The following is a 20,710-nucleotide window of genomic DNA, read 5'->3' as shown; positions in this document are numbered from 1 at the left end:
TTACAAGTATTGATCGTATTATTTGGTTTGATGAAAAAGCCGTTCTGCCAGATCTATATCCAAAGTGCCATGCTGAACATTTTGTATCAGCTCATGCAGAGAAAGAGATGAAGTTGGCTGCAAAGATGCCTGGCTCCATCCATTTCCATGCTTATCCAGATCTTTTTTCATAAATTCGGATAACTCCCTGATCGACGGATAATCATAGACCCTGATTGCCGCAATGGACAACCCATACTGTTTATTGATGATTTGAATCCATTCCACGCCGATAATAGAGTCTAGTCCCATATCGGTGAATTTTGCATCCATGTCCACATCAGACTGTCTCACGGACAGTATCTCGGCTAAGCTTTCCGTCAGCTCCTTCTGCAAATGCTCCAGAGACATCTGTACGTGTACGGGCTGCTCCAAAGCCGTAACCAGCGGCGTACTTTTAGCCTCAGCCGAACTTAAGGGCTTCAATTCGACAGATATGTGTTTCGCCTGAGGCAGGCTCGAACTGACACCCTCCGTACTTTTGGTCACAGCGCTGTCTTTCTTGCCCATCTCTTTCTGCAGGAATTTTATGAATTCCCGGAGATTCGGATAATCATAGACTCTGGTTGCGGCAATGGACAGTCCGTAGCGTTTGTTGATGGCCTGAACCCATTCCACACCTGTAATGGAATCCAGCCCTATTTCCATAAAGCTTTTATCCATATCTACATAAATCCGATTGATGGACAAAGTGTCCGCCAGACTTGCCGCCAGCTCTTCCTCCAAGTGATCCGCCCAAACCGCTTTTTTAGCGGTAATAGGGACTGTCTGATGGGTCTTCGCTTGCTGCCCTAATGAAGGGTTTGGCGATGACAGCGCAATGGGTTGACGGCTTTGCTCTTTCGGTCCTCTTACCGGTTTCTGCCCTCCGGATAAAGGCTGAAGAGATATCCCGCTCGGTTTGACTGCCGCCGCTTGAGGCGCTTCCGCACTCGGGGAAACTCCCGTTTCGATCGCACGAATCCAGTAACGTTCCCTGGCAAAAGGATACGTAGGCAAACTAACCCTGTGCGGCTTCTCGTCTCCATACAGCTTGTTCCAGTCGAAACTGAGCCCCTTAACCCAGAGCTCAAGAAGCCTTCCGTATTTCCTCTTGTTCATCCACGCCTCAACTGCACGTTGTAAATCCTCGTCCGCTGCAAACAGCGTCACAGTCTCTTTATTCCGTTTAGCCTGTCCCCTGTACAGCCCCTCAATGCCATCCTGCCCTGCAACAAATCCCCTCAGCTTCTCCTCCCATTCCTGAAAGGACCCGGCCATGAAAGCCAAGCGTTCTTCCATAGCTTCGCGCCCCACTTGAAGCGTATAGGCAATTTCAGTCAGGGAAGCATCGGTAAACTGTCCTCCCGCGACTAAATCCAATAACTGCTGTGCCTGAACTTTAAGCCGTTCTTCACTTTTGGCCGAAAGGACAATCACTGCGGGGTTCTGCGTGCTGACCGCTGCTTGAGGCCTTTCTGCTTTTTCCGGAATATATTCTTCGATGATTACATGGGCATTCGCTCCTCCGGCTCCAAAGGATGAAATCCCTGCAATTCTAGGGCATTCCACCTCTATTCCGTTAAGCTCAACCACAGGCCGCTTCCATTCCGTCAGTTCCCTCTGGACGGCAAATGGAGTTTTTGCAAAATGGATATTGGCATTTAATTCCTTGGCATGCAGGCTCGGAACAATCTTCCGGTGCTGCATTTGCAATACAATTTTAGTGACTCCGGCTATACCCGCTGCAGCCTCAAGATGGCCGATATTGGATTTAACCGAACCTATAGCGCAAAAACCAGTATCCTGGGTATCCTTGCGGAAGGCTTGAGTAAGCCCTGTGATTTCGATGGGATCACCGAGTTCCGTTCCCGTCCCGTGGGCTTCGATGTAACTGACTGTGCGGGCATTTACTCCCGCTTTATCCAGCGCTGCCCTGATGACCTCACCCTGTGCGTTGGGATTAGGCACGGTGTAGCCGTTCGTTTTTCCACCGTGATTAATACTGGTACCGCGAATAAGCGCATAGATATGGTCTCCATCTTTCAGCGCCCGGGATAGTGGTTTCAGAAGCAGTACCCCTGTTCCCTCACCAGGCACAAATCCGTTAGCGCCCTGTCCGAAGCTTTTGCACTTGCCGTCCGCTGAAAGCATTTTCTGGGCACACAACAGGACATAGTTTGAAGGGTGAAGATACAGGTTAACCCCGCCTGCAATCGCCATTTCGCAATCTCCATGGCGGAGGTGCTCGCAGGCTTCATGAATCGCCGTTAACGATGCCGAACACATCGTGTCTATCGGCATGCTGGGACCCTGGATATCGAGCATGTAGGAAATCCGGTTCGCCACCGAGCTAAAAGAAGTGGTCGGATAAAGCCTCTTGCCCTGCTTCCACAGTTCGGCGCCATATAAATCGAAGCCGGTTTTCGTAATTCCCGCGAAGACGCCTACTTTTCGTTTATACTGTACCGCAAGCTGCTCTCTGGTATAACCGGCATCCTCCAGCGCTTCCCAGCAGGACTCCAGGAACAGCCTCTCCTGGGGATCCATGCCCATTGCCTCGCGGGGCGAAATATTGAAAAACAACGGGTCAAAGTCCGCAAAACCATCGACGAATCCTCCCCACTTGCTGTAGCTTTTACCTTGCGCGACAGCCTCCTGGGAATCATGATGGTAGAATCCTTCCAGCGGCCAGCGCTCTTGCGAAATCTCGGTGATACAATCTTTCCCCGCCTGTAAATTCTCCCAATATTCTTGCAGATTTTTTGCCTGCGGATAACGTCCCGAGATACCGATGATGGCAATAGGCTCCCGATCCCTCTTTTCTGATTCTGCAGCGGAAAAGACAGGAGCTGTTCGCTTTTCCGATTCTGCTGAAACCGCAGAAGGAGATTGGACTTCGGCATGTGGTCCGTGAGAGTCTTTACCGATCGGCTTATTCTGTTCTTCAAGCCCCGCCCACCGAGTGCACTCCTGTGCATATTCAGCTATAAGGTATTCGGCCAAAGCTTGCAGAGTCTTATATTCAAAGAACAAGGTTTTTGACAATTCTCCAAAGAAAACACTGAGCTTTTGATTGAGCTGCATGATCATAACCGAATCCACTCCGTAGTTCTCTAAAGGTTCATCGGCATCAATCTGGGAAACACTCAGCTTGGTGATTTCTCCAAAAATAACTTTCATTTTGTGGAGAATTCGGTCCTGCAACATTCCTTGTTCCATACGCCAGCCAGTTCCATCACTCGGGTGCAAATGCGCCTTTGGTGAATCCTTCTGTACATGTTCCCGCAGTTTTGGCACATCGCCTTCAACCACCAGCACCTGATTTTCTCCCGAAGCCAGCCCCTGATACAACGCCTGGACACCGCTCGACGTCTCCATGGCAACCATTCCAGTACTTTGCCGCATGATCTCTTCCATCTCTTCGTTGATCTGCATGCCGCCTTCCCGCCACAGCGGCCAGCCGATGGAGAGTGTTTTTCCCCGGCGCTGGCCTGAAATTGCCAAATTGTTGCGGTACCCGGCATAGGCATCCATAAAAGCATTGGCTGCGGAATAGTCAGCCTGACCCACATTGCCCCATGCACCCGTACCGGATGAAAATACAACGAAAAAGTCAAGGGACAGCTCTTTGCTGGCTTGATCCAGATTCACGAGTCCGGTGACCTTAGGTGCAAGAACTTGCCGGATCTCATCGCTGTCTTTTTTAAGTATAAAGCTGTCACGAATGACTCCAGCACTGTGGATGATTCCATCAAGGCTTCCATATTTCCCGGTGATATCGCGGATCAGTCCTGCAACCGCCTCTGTCTGCGCCATATCCGTTTGCCTGTATTCCAACTTGGCGCCTAGTGCTTCCAGCTCCTTTAGTCGAGCTTCTTTCTCTTTGCCCAAATGGGATCTTCCAGTAAGAACCAATACGGCATCTTTGACCTTTAAAGCAATATCCGTGGCAAAAATGAGTCCCAGCGCCCCGGCTCCCCCCGTAATCAGATAAACACCCTGATCTTTCCACGGCAGGGCCGCCTCCTTCTGGGGAACTTCGACTTCGCTCCACCCGGCAACGCAGCGCTTTCCGCGGCGATAGCTGATTTTATGGTCACCAGGGCAAAGGCTGTTTTCCATCAGTTTCTCCGCAACGCTTTCGTCATTCTCCTCGATCCCGATGATCTGCCCCACAAGCTTGGGATTTTCCAAGTGCGCCGTTTGTAACAATCCCGACAGTCCGAAAAAGACCTGCTGCTCCTCCTGGCTCGGAATTACAATCTGCATCAATATCTTACCCAGAGGTTTGACTTCAAAAATGCTGCGGATTTCTCTGAACACCCGCAAGGTATAGTCCTGGAACCTCTCGTCCATTCCCTTCTTCTCCGACTGCAAGGAAATGCAGCGCACGCCGTCCATTCGATCCAAGACAGCTTCAAGGGAAACCCCGCGAGGTTCGCATAGTATGACCAAATGCTCTTCATAACTTGGAACTGCTGCCTCACGGGAAATAGCGCTTTCCTGCCAGATCGGCCGGAGCATCAACTTGCCGGACGCTGGCGGTGGTTGTACAGTAGCGGAAGCCGCCGCATCATTACCATACTTGGCCACATTCCCGGCTGTCCAATAGCGCTCCCTCGCAAAAGGATAGGTTGGCAGGCTGATACGGCAAGGTTTTGCATCTCCATACAACCTGTTCCAATCCAATGCCAGTCCCTTGACCCAAAGCTCCATGAGCTTGTCATATTTTTTATGATCAATCCATTTGCCGATTACATCCTGCAGTTCTTCATCCGATGCAAAAACGGCCAAAGCATCCTTATTCCGTTTGAATTGACCACGGTAGAGGCCGTCAGCTTCATCCCCGCCTTCCAGGAAGCTCTTCAATTTCTCGGCAAGCTCCTTCAATGACCTCGCAGACATGGCCAAACGCTCTTCCATCGCTTCTCTTCCTACCTGAAGCGTATAGGCCATATCCACCAGGTCTTCATCTGTGAGCTGCTGCTTCCCGATTGCAGCTAATAACTGGTCCGTTTGTTCCCGGAGCCTTGCTTCGTTCTTGGCCGACAGGATGATGATTGCAGGGTTACTGGAAACATTTACAAGGCGCACCCTTTCCCGATGCTGCGGTATATACTCTTCGATCACAATATGAGCATTTGCTCCCCCGGCTCCAAAGGATGAAATACCGGCAATTCTCGGGTATTCCCTGACTACGCCGTCAATCCGCGCTACCGGCCTTTTCCATTCCGCCAGCTCCTGTTGGACATTAAATGGCGTACTTCCAAAATCAATGTTTGGATTGGGAACCTTCGAGTGAAGTGAAGGCACTAGCTGTCGGTTTTTCAACTGCAGCAATACTTTTGTCATCCCGGCAATTCCTGCCGCACTTTCACAATGTCCGATGTTCGATTTGACCGAGCCGATTGCGCAAAACTGTTTTTCCTCGGTATCCTTCTCAAAGGCTTTTGTCAATCCGGCAACTTCAATCGGATCTCCCAGCTCCGTGCCTGTTCCGTGAGCCTCCAGGTAACTGACTGTCCGTGGATGAACTCCTGCTCGCTTCAAAGCATCTACAACCAACTGGAACTGCGCATGGGGATTGGGCACCGTATATCCATTGGTCTTCCCACCCGCGTTCAACGCGCTTCCCTTAATAATTCCGTAGATGTGGTCTCCATCGGCAATCGCCTTCGCCAAAGGCTTTAATATAACGGCCCCTACGCCTTCTCCGTCAACAAAACCGTCGGCTTGGGCTCCAAAGGCCTTGCACTGGTCACCCGAAGAGATCATGGTCATCGACGTCAGCTTCATGTAGTGAACGGGGTCAACAATTAAATTGACTCCGCCTGCAATGGCGCAATCGCTCATGCCGCTGTACAAGCTTTCCAAGGCTAAATGGATAGCTGTCAAGGATGAGGAACATGCGGTGTCCACCGCCAAACTCGGCCCCTGGAAGTTAAAGAGGTACGAGATTCGGTTTGCAATGGACCAATAGCTGGCCCCTGTCGGGTAGTTCGCATTCATAACCCCGGCAAAGACCCCGACTTTTCTGCTTTCGCAAAGATTTAACGAGGTATAACCGGCATCTTCAATGCATGCATGCACGACTTCCAAAAACAGTCTCTCCTGCGGATCCATCATCTCGGCTTCTGCGGGGGAAATTTTGAAAAACAAGGGATCAAATTTATCGATATCGTCAATAAACCCGCCCCATTTACTATATATATATCCCTTTTTTCCTTTTTCTTCATGATAGTATGGCTTCCAATCCCAGCGCTCCTTAGGAATTTCAGAAATGCAATTGCTTCCCGACTTTAAATTTCCCCAGAGTTCGGTGATATTTTTTGCCTGGGCATAACGCCCTGCAAGGCCGATAATAGCAATATCCCGCACTTCCGAAACTTGCGGCGCGGTTCCTTCATTCCCTGCAGCACTGCGCTGCAGGAAACGTCCACCTCTCCTTGGCATCGGCACCGGCAACTGATTCGCCAGCGGAGCGGCGGGTTCAGCCTTCTCCGAAATTCCCTCGGAAGGTTGAGGTTCTTCCACGCCTAGCAGTGCTATTAGCACATCCTTTTGCGTTTTCATAAGATGTTCAACCAAAGCATCAATCGTTTGGTACTCAAAAAACAAGGTGCTGCTGACATTGCTGAATACCTTCCGCATCGCATTGGTTAATTGAACGACCAAAAGCGAATCGATGCCATACCTTTCCAGCGGCTCATCTGAATCTATTTTGTGGGCAGGAATCTTGAGCGTATCAGCTACCAGTTTTTTCATATATGCAGTGCATTTCTCCTGCAATAAATCCGTTGCTTTCCCGGTTGCATTCTTCACGTTCTTTTTCTGCGCAACCTTTATTTCAGTGGAAACTGCTGCTACGGAAGCAACCTTCAAATCTTTCTTCGCTGCAGGCAATAATTCCGGCTTGAACAATTGCTTTTGTCTCACAGCTCCATTACTTGCGGCAGCAATTATCTGCTGACCCAAACCGTATGCCTCAGGAATCTGAAAAAATACCGAATGGAATCCTTCGTCTTCCAGCACCTTCCTCCAAGTTTGAGCAGATAACCCCGGACAACCCGGAATGCGAACTGCAGGATCTTCATACAGCCACCATCCTTCCAGAAGGCCAAAGGTCAAGTGGGCAAACAACGAATTGGCAATAAGCTCGTTTAAAAGAAGATGGCCGTTCGTCCGCAGTACTGCCTTTGCGTTGCGCAAGGTCTGGCGAATATTGGATGTGGCGTGCAATACATTGGCAGCAATCGCCAGATCGTATGTACCCAATTCAATATTCTGTTCTCCAACCGGCTGTTCCACATTAAAAAGCCGGTAGGTCAAGTACGGATTTCCCGGTCCATACTCTTTTTCCGCATGGATCAGAAAAGCCCTCGAAACGTCGGTATAGCAATATTCACCTATGTGTTCCCGGTAACGGCTCAATTTCTTCAGCACCTTGCTGCTGGTTCCCCCCGTGCCTGCCCCGATTTCAATGATCCGCACCTGTGCAGACGGGTCCTGCTTCATTCGCTCTTCCACATAGGCTGTCACCGTATCCGATAATACCTCGTTATAGTAATCCGCAGTCGGATTGTTCTTGTAAACCCCCTCCACTAATTCCATGGAAGAGTTAGGGAACATAATGTCTGTGGGCTGGACTTTTCCGGTAAGAATTTGCGGCAAAGAACCCAGCATGGCTTCTAATAAAACCACCTGGGCTTTCATGTCGGGATTTTCCAGCCATTCGGCCTTTTTCTGATTCCACTCTTGCCATGCTGCCTCAAGATCCGCCGGATTTCCATTGGCAAGTACCTTGTATATCGCCCCATCTTGCCTGATATAGTTATTCCGGGCTAAAACAGCGATACTTTCTTCCAACCACCTGTCATATAAGCCGCAAATCCCGCTTTTTTCCTTCCTATCTACTGCAGCCGTATCTTCTTCGGCAAATACCCCCATGGACTGCAGCTGTCCCCAAAGCAGCTTGCACAGAAGCCTGTCCAGTTCTTCCCTTTGCTTGTCTGTTTCCTCTTGTTGATCCTCCAGTTGGAGCTCTCGTCTAGCCAACACATTCCTTTGCTCTTCTGCCAAATACCCTGATAGTTTGTGGATGGTTTTATTTTCAAAAAGTGCGGTGCGAGACAGCTCAAATCCATACGCTTCACGGAGCCTGTCGGCAAACTCTGCCGCTTTGAACGGGTCAAATCCGTATTCCGTCAAACTAACATCGGCATCGATATGATCCTCGCCGACATGGATTAATTCCGCTGCTACCTGGGTCAAGGCCGCCTTTATTTCATCCAGCGCTCCCTCTGTACCCATCTTACTGGCAGGTGGAACCGATTTCTGCATCAGCCGAATGTCTGCTTCAGGACCATCTTGGTAGACTGTAATCGAGTCCTGTGCATCCATTCCTTCCAAGACCAGTGGTTTTGTCGTTTTCATGAAAGCCATTTGGTTGATTGGAGCAGCAAAAAGAGCTTCCAAAGCCTTCCAAGCCTCCATAGGCTCAATTGAGCCTATGCCCGCCTGAACCATTCGTTCCTGGTAGGACTTTGAAGCAACGATTCCCACACTTCCCCAGTATCCCCAATTCATCACCTTCACCGCACAGTCCCGTTCAAGCGCGAGCTGATTGGCAAAAGCATCCTTAAAGGTACACCCGGAAGCATAGTTGCCCTGACCAGCAGATTTCAGGAATGAGATCATCGAAGAAAAGAACAGCACAAAATCCAAGGGTTCATCTCGCATAACCTGAGCTATGCGCACACTCACATCCACCTTGGCGGAAAGCCCGGCCCTAAACCTTTCCTCATCCATATTAGCAAGGCTTTGGTCGAGCAGCACAATGGCGGAGTGAACCACGCCATGAATCTTGGGATGCTTCTCTTTGATTTCTTCGTAAGCCTTTTGAATAGCCTTCCGGTCGCTTACATCAGCCGCTATATATACAGGCGCCGGCCCCAGGGCCGCCAGTCTGTCCAACTTAGCCTGGATAGACGCATCCTTTTCCCGCCGACCGATCCAAACAACCTGCGCCTGCCAGTTACGGATGACATATTCGCTCCAGACTTCCCCAATGCCGCCCGCTCCTCCAATGACGACATATACGCCACCATGTCTATACATAGTCTCGCCCGAAGGGATATCATGAACAGGAACTAGCTTCTGCCTGTACCATTCTTTACTGCGGTATATCCATGCCTCCCCGCGAGGGTCTGAAGGCAGGGCGAACATGTCCTGAACCGGCCATTCACAGCCGGCTTCCAAATCTACCAGCCTTGTTTTCCAATTCGGATATTCCTTGGCCATGGAGCCTATAAGCCCAAAAACGCTTGCATGCGCGGGGTTCACCGCGTCATTCTTATGGATAGGCTGTGCCTGTATGGTCATCACGGTCCAGCCCAAAACCCTGGCGTCATACCCCAGATGAAGCAGCGCTTTCATCACTTTAAAAAGATGTATAACTCCCCGATCCTGGTCTGCAATACATGCTTCACTAGCTGCCGATTCTAAAGTATGGGAAGGCGCAATCCACACAATATGGTCTATCGAACCATAGCCCTCCAGTTTTTCTGCCATTTCTTCAATAGTTTCCCCGTATTGGGTCACCAACACGTCCATGTTCGGGCAGCAGCGTTCAAGTATCTCCCTGTTGTCTTCATCCCCGCCTATAACCACTACGCGATCGGCAGCAGCCGGATAGCTCTCCCCCTTTTCCGCCAAGACAGCATCCCACACGGGAGCAAGCATGACCGGGCCTGTTGCCGTCCAGCCTGCATGTTCAGCAGAAACCGTTTGTGGTACATGGCCGATTTGCAGATCCTTTTCCAGCACCCGGGACGAAACACCTTTCATCCTTACACAAACCCTGCCTTGTGCATCGCATAAATCAATGTCGGTTTTCTCCAATTTGTCCCCCGCAGCAGTACCGTCACTATACCGGATGAGAGCCCACATCGTTGATTGGCATTTATCGAAAATCTCAAGCTCCTCCATAGCAAAGGGCAAAACCGGCTTATCCCAATGTCTTAGATCTCCATCAGCATACATCATTAAGCCTATGTACGACTGCAAGGCCGAATCCATTAAGCTGGGATGCATAACAAATTGTTCCTTCGTACTTGAAAGGAAATCGGGCAGTGACAGTTTTGCAAGCACTTGCTCAGCGCCTTTATATACTTCTTCAATGCCACGGTAGGCCGGACCATAGTCCATCCCTGCGGCTCTAAACGCTTCATAACATGGGCCAGACAAAAGCTTGCCCTGCCCGCACTCCGCCTGCAAAGCCCGCAGATTCAGCAAAGGAGACGTTGTTTCCGGGATGAATGCCGCACTGCCCTGACTGTGTATCACACAATCCTCACCGTCTTTTTCGGGAATACTGTAGATATCGTAATCAATAGTGCCATCATCCTTGGGGTACAGTCCGATATGGATCTGCACCGGCTGGTCAGCAACCACGACAGGCCTTATCCAAACCACATCTTTGAGACGAACCCGAGTCTTCCCTTCGTACAGTTTTCCTGCCGCCTGATTGACCGCCACCCTAGCCATCTCCAAATAAGCCACGCCCGGCAGTACCTTCCGGCCTTTTACCCTATGATCTGCCAGGAAAAATTCCTGCCCGTCAAAGGTTGCGCTGAACCTCATCTCGGATAAGTCCGATGTGTTCTGGTGCAGGAGTGGGTGGATAAAAGCCGCCCCTCTGTCTTGCATGATGTCTTGTTCAGGAATCCAGTAGCGCTCCAAAGCAAAGGGATACGTCGGCAAACTGATTATGCCAGGCTTGGAGCCCTCATAGAGTCTATTCCAATCATAGTTCAAGCCCTTGACCCATAGGTCTAAAATCTTTCCATATTTACTCTTTTGTGTCCAAATCTCTATTATTTCCCCAAAATCTTCATCTTCCATGAATACAGCAACATGTTCTTTGCTTTGCTTCCCCTGAGACCTGTACACGTCCTCGGCATGATTCGATTCTTCCACAAAACTTTGCAGCTTCTCTTCAAGCTCGGCAATTGAACCCGCAATCATGCCCAAGCGCTCTTCCATGGCTTCTCGCCCAACCTGAAGTGTATAGGCGATGTCCGTCAGATCCCTGTCGGAAACTTGCCCTTTCCGTATGAAATCTAATAGTTGCTTAGCCTGCGCCTTAAGTCGTTCATCATTCCTGGCGGAAAGTACAATAACAGCAGGCGTATGGGAAATCTCCACAGCTGCAGGCTTTACTATTTCCTGGGGAATATATTCCTCCAGCACGACATGAGCATAAGCTCCCGACATGCCAAAAGAACTTATACCGGCGCGTCTCGGCGTGCCTTCGGGGGACTTCCATTCTTCTAACTCCCGATTTATATAAAGTGCCGACTTATCCAATTCAATATAGGGGTTCAGCTTATTGAACATGGGCAGAGCCGGAATCTGCCGGTGTTTCATCTGGAGAATAACCTTCACTATGCTTGCTATCCCAGCCGCACCTTCGGCATGGCCGATATTGGCCTTTACAGAACCTACAGCGCAGAATCCTTCTTTGCCTGTAAAATGCTTGAACGCTCTTTTTAAGCTGTTAATTTCGATAGGATCTCCTAACTTTGTGCCTGTACCATGAGCTTCAATATAACTTATGGTTTCAGGCGGCACTCCCGCATCCTCCCAAGCTTTTAAAATTACATTCTCTTCACCTGCTACGCTCGGCGCAGTTATAGAAGGAGTATATCCTCCATGCAGCGCTGCCGAACCTTTGATAATCGCATAAACGCGGTCTCCATCTTCAATGGCCTGATGCAGCGGTTTCAACAGCATACTGGCAATGCTTTCCCCTGGAATATAGCCGTCTGCGGCTTCATCGAAAGTATGGCAGCGTCCAGTAGGCGATAATGCGCCCATACTGCTGAAATAGCGGTAATGCCAAGAGGATAGAAGCAGATTCGCTCCCCCCACAAAAGCCATGCTGCACTCTTTATTTCTTAGTGCTTGGCAGGCATAATGCAGGGCAAACAAGGAGGATGAGCATGCCGTATCTATTGCAATACTGGGACCCTTTAAGTCCAGGAAAAATGAAATACGATTGGCAAGTATCGTCTGTGAAGTACCTATGCCGACGTAAGGATCAACGGGAAGATTTTTTTCGGCAATCAAATCTTTATAGTCATGGCAGCAAGCCCCGATGAAGACGCCTGTGTTTGTGCCTCTTAGCCGCTTCATGATGCCTGCGTCTTCACCTGCCGCATAAATACTTTGCAGCATGAGCCGAAGCTGGGGATCCATCCACTCCGCTTCGCGGGGGGAAATATGAAAAAACTCTGCATCAAATTTATCTACATGATTAATAAATCCGCCCCACTTGCAGTAGGTCTTATCTGGAGCTTCGGTATTTTGATCATACCAGGGACGATAATCCCAATGGTCCATAGGGATCTCTGTGATTACGTCTGTTTTCTCCCGCAAATTGTTCCAGAACTGTTCCAAATCCGATGCCCCGGCAAAGGTGCCATGTATCCCAATTACAGCAATCTCATCCCTGATAGGATCAGAAAATGTCTGGCTTCTCGACGTTCCAAGTACGTTAATATTCGTGTTCGCAGCTTCTTGTGCTGCCTTCCTTGGTTGGCGGACGATCTCAGGCTCCGCTTGATTCCCTGATCCGGCTTCAAGAAGTTGAACGAACGCTTCCCTGTGATCTTGTGAAAAGAACTTTGTCAGTTCTTTAATATTGGGGTACTCAAAAAACAATGCAGGACTCAACTCAATGTTCGCTTCCTTTTCAATCTCGCGGGTCAGCACAATGAAGTCTGAAGACCCCACGCCCAGATCCATTAAATTGATTTCGATATTGGTAGTTTTCGAGTATTCAGGTATGATGCTGCACAGCTTGTCTCTCAAATATTTTTGAACCTTGCCTGAAAGGCGGGATGCCGATGCAGTCACGACAGATGGGTATGAATCCGAACTGCGTAGGCTTTGTACTTGTGACTTCGCACCCTCTTCCTGAATCCGGCTGCCGGCATGGTCTTGCGACGTAGATCGCAGCCGTTTCGAGGAGCATCCCGAAAAACTGGCAATAACCGTTGACTGATCATTCATCACATCTGTATCGAAAATGACCATTTCCCCTGAAAACTTCTTTAGCCTTATCAGTAACCAAAATGACTCCAGTCTGCCGGTCTGCTGAACGTACATATCTTTGATCCCGAAGGGCAGAAATCCGTCCTTCATGTCCTGCTGCCCCAATAGCGGAACTACCGCCTGGAAAGCGTTATACACCATGAGCGGATGCAATGCATACGCATGCCTTTCTTCCCGAAGCGCTTGAGTCAAATCCACTCTGGCAAGCACACGGTCATTTCCAGCATAAATCCGGCTTATGTTTTTAAAGGTATCCCCTACCTGGATGGCAGGATTAGCGGAATACATATGCTCAAAACCTGTCAGCTCCTCCAACTCGCCCTTTAATTCCTCCAAATTGATGCTGCCGCCTTCATAAGAAGACTTTCGTAATGTGCCACTCGCAGTCACATCCCACGCCTCATCCTGGCCATGACGGTATAAAACACGGAAATCGGCCGTAGCCCCGTTTTGTACAGAAGACTCAATGACAACTTCCGCATGCTGCCCTTTTTTGATTGCGACAGGTTTTATAAAATGAAGTCCATGGAGATGAACGTTGTTTTCCTCTGGAAATGCTCTAAAAAAAGCATTGATAGCCAGACTTGCGTGCGTCATTCCAATAAGAACAGGTTCGCCCCCAACCTTGTGATCCTGTAGATAAGGCTCGTCATAGACATATACCTCCGGTACGGTACTATTCACATTTTCGGATTGAGGGGAAGCAGCGTTACGTGTACTTTTTATACCGCCCATACCGTTGTGAAGTTCACTAACCCAGCAGTATTCCTTGGCAAAAGGATACGCAGGCAGATGAACCCGTCTAGGTTTTGGATCTCCATACAAGCAGTCCCAATCGAACTGTAAACCGTTCACCCATAATTCCGCTATTTTCCTCCAGTCTCTATTCTGAATAAGAGAAGTTACCTCGTCTTCACCCGCTTCATTCCTATTCAACTGCATAAACAGCAGGCTTTCAGGCTGACGGTTTTCGTAAAACGCTTCCAAAGCCTCTGCTACAGACTCTCTCGAATCCGCAAAAAAGGCTATGCGGTGGTCCATCGCCTCTCGACCTGCCTGCAACGTGTATGCGATATCTACCAGTGCAAGCTCTGTGTGAGATTCGATACAATTTTTCATGGACTGCGCATATACTTGCAGCTGTTTCTCGTTTTTTGCCGACAGCACGAACAATAGCGAGGTATCGGATTTGCTGCCGGAAAATGGTGAGGCATTGCCGTCTCGAGCCGGATACTCCTCAATAACAATATGAGCATTACTACCGCTAAATCCGAATGAACTCACACAAGCCTGCCTCGGGATACCTGCAGGGGATTCCCAAGCTTTCAATTCGGTATTTACATAAAATGGGGAATTTTCGAAATTGAAGTGCTCGTTAGGGCTTTTAAAATTCAATGTCGGCACCAGCATCTGATGTCTCATACTCAGCAGTACCTTCTGGATGCCTGCAACCCCGGCAGCTGCCGATACGTGCCCGATATTGCCTTTTACCGAACCTATCGCACAATAGTTCCTTCGGCTTGTCCTTTCCTTAAAGACCGCCGACATAGCTTCCAATTCGATAAGGTCTCCCAACTTCGTCCCTGTCCCGTGCATTTCAGCATAGCCGATACGGTCTGGATCTATTTGATAGTTATCATAGATCTCTTTCTCCAGCTGCATCTGGCTATTCTTACTTGGGGCGGTAATTCCGTTTGTATTGCCGTTCTGGTTAATTCCCGAACCAATAATAACACCGTAAATAGAGTCGCGATCCGCCTCAGCGTCGCTTAGCCTCTTCAGCACCAATGCTCCGGCACCTTCGCCCGGCACAAAACCATCGGCATGATTGTCAAAAGCTTTGCACTGCCCGTCAGGTGACAGCATGCCGGCCTCACACATGCTCATATATCTATCAGGCGTCAGATACAGGCTTACGCCTCCCACTAATGCCATATCAATTTCGCGGTTTACTAATGCCTGGCACGCCAAATGTGCTGCAACCAAGGAGGAAGAACATGCTGTATCTACCGAAATGGCAGGCCCTGTTAAATTCAAATAATAAGCTATACGTGCCGCAGCTATGGCGGAACTGTTGCCGGTTGTGTCCATTGCTTCGGCCTTGTTTTTATAAAGCATCATGCCGTATTCATTACCTGCAATGCCAAGATACACACCGCATTTTTTGCTGCTAAGCAAACGGCGGCTGTATCCCGCATCCTCAAACGCCCTGTATGCCTCCTGCAAAAAAATACGCTGCTGGGGATCCATCGTCTCCGCTTCCGCCAGAGGAATATGAAAAAAGGCAGGATCAAAATATTCGATCCCATTCAACATTCCCATCGAGTTACAATTTAATTTCCCCCGTTGATTAGGGTGCGCATCATAATACTCATCCACATCCCAACGGGATGCCGGAATTTCACGGACAGCATTGTGGGCTTGGGCCAGGTTATTCCAATATTGGCCTAATTCGTCCGCACCAGGATACCGCGCAGACATCCCGACAATGGCGACGGCTTCCTTACGTTCCACGCTGCGAGTGGGCTCCTTGCTCCCTTGTTGCTGATTTTCCCGATCTTTATGCAGGGTATTTGCTAATTCTCTTTTTGCATCTTCAAGACTTATTTCACGTCCCTGCAGCGCATGCAAAATATCTCTAGGATTCATCAATAACCCCTCTCTCCGTTAATTGCCGAATAATTCAATGATCCGATCTTTAACCTCATCTTGATGAAATGTTTTTTCATGCATGGCAATTTCCTGTTCAATCACTGCGGGAAGTTCTTCCCGGATCGTTTTAACGAGATGGTCTTTTAGAGTAATTAACGAAATTCTCGGCTTTTCAGCCACTTGCCTAGCCAATTCCAACGCCTGTCCCAGAACCTCATCCCTCGGAAGCACCCGGAATGCAATCCCGCGTTTTTCAAGCTCTGCTCCGCGATAACCTCCGGCGCTTAATAGCAACTCTTCCGCCAAGCTAAAACCCAATTTCTTAGGCAGTATATACGTTGCACCCATGCCAGGCGTAAACCCGTATTTCATAAAGTTGGCCGTATACATACTTTCCCGGCTGAGGATCACGAAATCCGAATATAATCCCAAAACAAATCCGCCGCCAATTCCATGCCCCTGCATAGCAGCAATCACAGGTATCCTGCAATTCAGCGGAAGACTGTAAATATTGACGTCGGTAAACTTTTCCCGGCCTTCGTATATGGACAACAGCCCTTCCCTCGTTCCGCCGGAAGAAAAATAGCTGTCATACCCGGTCACAACCACAACCTTATAGTCTGGGTTTGCATGGATCGATTCATAGGCTTGAATCAAGCCGCAGACCAGTTCCTCTGAAAACGTATTTTTATGAACCCGGTCCTGCATCGTTATTTGAACAATACCCGGTTCAACTTCACATACATCAACAACAGATTGTGACATTGTCAATCTCCTTACTTCCACAATATCTATGCTTGTAACAAATTTACGGCTCAGCTTCCTAGGTCCAGCTGTATTTGCGGTGAAATTCTTTGATTTCCTTCAGGACCAGAAGCCCTTTTCCCTTGCAGGCATCCAGAACCCCCGGTATCCGTCCAAAATCCAATTCGATATTCCGGGTGCCGAATTTCACAGCACTGCTCTCGTTCAACAGGGCCTCATATGCTTTTATCGTTAATTGGCAGCGCCCGTTTAATTGTTCCTCTATTCGAAATCGAGATTGAAGCTGCTGCCCTTGCGCTGAAACAATACCGCTGTAGAACTCCGCACAGCAGCCTGAGCCGTAAGAAAAGCAGCCAATCCGCTTTGGCAACTCGTAGGATCCTTTATCTATTATGCTTGCAAGGGACATGAACATGGAGGCTCCCATCACATTGCCGACACGCTGGCAATAGATCAATCCGGGCGCCACCCGCTTCTCGAAATCGGGTTCTATCTCTTTAGGGCTGACTTGAACCGTCTTCCTCATCATGGTCCGATGAGCGATTTTCACCATCCCGCCGAATGGAGTATGAAACGAAAGGTATGCAAATGTATCTCGATAATTCACATCGCTTACTCTTTTTTGATATTCCAGGAACGAACGCTCGCAGCAGTCTAAATAGGACATTAAGCCCAAATCCGCATCCCCGACTTCGCCATCAGGTGTAGGCCGGCAAGTATCCATCACCTCAAAGCCATAATATCCGTTTGCTCCTACATCGACTTGAAACACATAAGGGGTATCACTCACCAGAATGGCAGCCGCCCCCGCACCTGAAGTAGGTTCCGCAAAAGCCCAGTCCATGTTCAGGGCATCTCCGCCCTCTGCCAGCGAAAATCGTGAAATATCTGTCACAATCACTAAAGCCTTTGCCCCCGGCGAAGTCTGTGACAAAATAAAATTGACCGCCATCTGTAACCCTGCGGTTCCCGAATAACAGGCATTCTTAATTTCAAATAGACGGCAATTCCTGTTTAATCCCAGATAATGATGAATATAGGTGCTTATCGATTTCCCGAAATCCACGCCGGATTCGGTACAGGTTATCAATAATTCGATCCGGTCTTTATCCGCTTGTGAAAGCGAATCAATCAACGGTTTGGCCGCATTAACGCCAAAGGTGATCGGATCTTCATAAGGCATAGCCACAGTCTTTTCTTTCATTAGTAAATTTTCAAATCTTGAAGTATCCATGTTTCGATACTTGGCTAACTGCATGACATCCATGTATGCAATTCCGCCAAATACATTCATTGCTTCAATGCCAACAGATATCATATTCATCTCCCTTCCGCTATCGAGATAACGATTCTATAGAAGTGAACTTTCCCTTAAAGGAGCAAATATCTAGATTCATTTCCGTTTTTAGCGGGCACGCGATTGCGCATATATGACTTCCAACCGTAAAAGCAATCGCTTTATATTGCTTAAAATTTTTATAAAAGCAAATGAAATGATCATCATACAGTTCTATTTTCGAAACCTCGAAAACCTTAAATGAAGTCGTCAAACCCGTTTTCAGAACTTTGGACAAAGCTTCCTTTGCCGACCATAAAAGTGTAAGCGCAGTATCCAATGAGATGGGCAACGCGTTGATATTTTCTTTTTCTGCCAGTGTGATCTGGCTTTCAAAAGCGCTTCTCTTTTTATCATCTATCTTTTCAAAATCAATGCCCATAGGATGCGCCTCTGGAAACGCGATAGCCGCTCCATAGTCGTTACAATGGGTAATACTGACCTGAGTATTCCTCGTCGTTGACGAAAGGATGGGTTGGTCAAATATACCCGCTTGAATATGGATATATTCAAGTTTTTCTTCACCGGTTAAAGCCGCTACCGCTTGTTTGGCGGCAAAGCGGCCCAGAAGAAAACTTCTTATACGTTTTTCGAATTTTAAGGTATCAAAATAATTGCGCTCTTCGATATGCAAATACGGGATTATACGTTCAAACTCGGCCATGTTCTTAACATAACAGCAGCATATCGAAGCCTTATAGATATGCTCTGGCCTAGTCAATAGAATCTCATTGATAAAACATTGACCTTCAGGAGCCAAAATTCACTGATACCTCCATGCTGTTTTAATTTGCATCCTCCCATGGAAACAGTCCTTTTTCCACATATCGAAAGATCAATTCTAAATTCCGGGGATCTGAAAACACTTCCAAATTGCTCGAGATTGCTGCTGATTTGGATTGCAGGAGTGACCCATTCAATTGATTCAAGTATTTTTTATACCGGGAAATGCCTGTTTTAGGTAAATGTTTTAATCGCATTAAATGCTTGCGGAGCAAAATATCGCTCTGTGCATCACACGCATCCACCAGCCCCCAGGCACTGGCCTGTAGGGCGGATATCGGTTGGGTCATCAATGTTAAATAATTGGCCTTTTGAAACCCGACCCGGCGAATCAGAAACGGCAGGACACAGGATGGTAAAAGTCCGAATAGCAATTCCGACAAGCTGAACTGAGCAGTCTGGTCCGCAATTACAATATCACTGGCGGCAACAAAACCAACACCTCCCGCATTTACCTTTCCTCTTACGTGAGAAACGGATATGTACGGTCCGGTTGCCAGCTTCATCCACAGATCATAGAGAGGCTCTGGGTTTTGCCCGCTGTGCTGTCCCATTGCCATTGCACCATGAAATTCTTGAAAATCAGCGCCGAAGCAAAAGACTTCCGGCAGACCTTCCAGCACGACGACAGTTATGGATTCTTCACACAGCTCCAGGACATGGCGGCATTCCTCAATCAAACTATCATTGATCGTATTGTTGGCCTCCGGACGATGGATCTGCAAAAAACAAATCGGTCCCTGAAAGCGGACCTGAATCGTTTGATAGTTCATCACATCCACCTGTATTCACGATGAAACTCCTTAATTCTCTCCAGGAACAACCGCCCCTTTCCCTGACCTGAAGCGATAGCTTCCGGAATCAGTTCAAAGTCCGTTTCCATATTCCGGGTCCCGAATTTCACTGCTCCGCTGCCCGCCAGAAGCACCTCATATTCATTCATGGATAATGGATACCGTTCGTTCAAACGGGCTCCTATCTCGAAGCGCCGCTGACGCTCCTGGCCCTGCGGTGTCACTATGCCGCTGTAGAACTCGGAGCAGCAGCCCGAACCGTAGGAAAAACAGCCAAGCCGCTTCGGAACTTCGAAACTGCCGTTATCGATCGCGCTCGCCAGAGACAGAAACACAGCACCTCCCATGATATTTCCGACACGCTGACAGTAGAGCAATCCCGGCACTACTCGCTGCTGGAAATCCGTTTCAATCTCAGCAGGCTTGGCTTGAGCCATCTTCCTCATCATGGCCCGGTGTGCCCCTTTCACCATTCCGCCGAATGGGGTATGAAACACAAGATATTGGAATGCTTCCCGGTAATCCACACCGGTTACCCGCTTCTGGTATTCAAGAAATGCATTTTCACAACAGTCCAGATAAGACAATAAGGATAAATCCGCATCCCCTGCCTCACTGTCAGGGACAGGCCGGCAAGTGTCCATGACCTCATAACCATAATATCCGTTAGCCCCCACATCGACCTGAAAAACGTGAGGAGTTTCACTCACTAGCAGCGCCACTGCTCCCGCCCCTGAACTTGGCTCGGCAAAAGACCAATCCTCAGTCAGAGCTTCTCCTCCCTCGGCTGCCACAAACCTTGAAATATCGGTTGCAATAACCAGGGCTTTGGCTCCTGGAGAGGTCCTGGATAAAATAAAATTAACCGCCATCTGAAATCCGGCAGTTCCTGAAAAACAGGCTTGCTTGATTTCAAATAAGCGGCAGTTCCGATTCAATCCCAAATAATGATGTATGTACGTGCTCATTGATTTCCCAAAATCTATTCCGGATTCGGTACATGTAATCAGCAATTCGATCCGGTCTTTCTCCGCCTGCGGAAGCGAATCAACGATTGGCTTAGCCGCATTGACGGCATTGGTAACTGGGTCCTCGCAAGGCAAAGCTACCGTCTTTTCTTTCATTAACAAATTTTCAAACCTGGCTGTATCCAGATTCCGGTACTTCGCTAATTCCATAACATTCAAATAGGCGGTACCTCCAAACACGTTCATTGCTTCAATTCCAACAGAAATCAAATGGA

General features: G+C 48.6%; 6 protein-coding genes. All 6 read right to left on the bottom strand.

Annotated elements, in window-relative coordinates:
* Nucleotides 1-18: 18 nt before the first annotated feature.
* From ABRS97_RS21790 to ABRS97_RS21765, 6 genes are read right to left on the bottom strand one after another with little or no spacing between them, the layout of a single operon-like run.
* Nucleotides 19-15,786 (bottom strand): SDR family NAD(P)-dependent oxidoreductase, encoded by a 15,768-nt coding sequence (locus ABRS97_RS21790; RefSeq protein WP_367817497.1) that lies wholly within the window; start codon nucleotides 15,784-15,786, stop codon nucleotides 19-21.
* Nucleotides 15,787-15,804: 18 nt separating this feature from the next.
* On the bottom strand, nucleotides 15,805-16,554 hold the full coding sequence (locus tag ABRS97_RS21785; RefSeq protein WP_367817495.1) for a polyketide synthase: 750 nt from the start codon (nucleotides 16,552-16,554) through the stop codon (nucleotides 15,805-15,807).
* A 58-nt stretch (nucleotides 16,555-16,612) separates the two neighbouring features.
* The gene (locus tag ABRS97_RS21780; RefSeq protein ID WP_367817494.1) at nucleotides 16,613-17,872 is read right to left on the bottom strand and encodes a hydroxymethylglutaryl-CoA synthase family protein; all 1,260 of its coding nucleotides are present in this window, start codon (nucleotides 17,870-17,872) and stop codon (nucleotides 16,613-16,615) included.
* A gap of 16 nt (nucleotides 17,873-17,888) precedes the next feature.
* The gene (locus tag ABRS97_RS21775) at nucleotides 17,889-18,650 is read right to left on the bottom strand and encodes a 4'-phosphopantetheinyl transferase family protein (protein WP_367817492.1); all 762 of its coding nucleotides are present in this window, start codon (nucleotides 18,648-18,650) and stop codon (nucleotides 17,889-17,891) included.
* Between the two features lie 25 nt (nucleotides 18,651-18,675).
* Nucleotides 18,676-19,446, bottom strand: coding sequence for an enoyl-CoA hydratase/isomerase (locus ABRS97_RS21770; protein WP_367817491.1), 771 nt, complete (start codon nucleotides 19,444-19,446; stop codon nucleotides 18,676-18,678).
* Nucleotides 19,446-20,705, bottom strand: a complete 1,260-nt coding sequence (locus ABRS97_RS21765; protein WP_367817489.1) for a hydroxymethylglutaryl-CoA synthase family protein — start codon at nucleotides 20,703-20,705, stop codon at nucleotides 19,446-19,448. Before ABRS97_RS21765 ends, ABRS97_RS21770 begins: the two co-directional genes overlap by 1 nt.
* Nucleotides 20,706-20,710: the final 5 nt, after the last annotated feature.

The organism is Paenibacillus tabacirhizosphaerae, assembly GCF_040812395.1.
Classification (GTDB): Bacteria; Bacillota; Bacilli; order Paenibacillales; family NBRC-103111; genus Paenibacillus_E.
The sequence above is the reverse complement of the archived record's forward strand: the minus strand, read 5'-3'. Positions and strand labels throughout refer to the sequence as shown.

Coding starts and splice junctions, on each gene's coding strand:
- ABRS97_RS21785 (WP_367817495.1), bottom strand. CDS start 16,554: ATGTCACAATCTGTTGTTGATGTATGTGAAGTTGAACCGGGTATTGTT.
- ABRS97_RS21780 (WP_367817494.1), bottom strand. CDS start 17,872: ATGATATCTGTTGGCATTGAAGCAATGAATGTATTTGGCGGAATTGCA.
- ABRS97_RS21770 (WP_367817491.1), bottom strand. CDS start 19,446: ATGAACTATCAAACGATTCAGGTCCGCTTTCAGGGACCGATTTGTTTT.
- ABRS97_RS21790 (WP_367817497.1), bottom strand. CDS start 15,786: ATGAATCCTAGAGATATTTTGCATGCGCTGCAGGGACGTGAAATAAGT.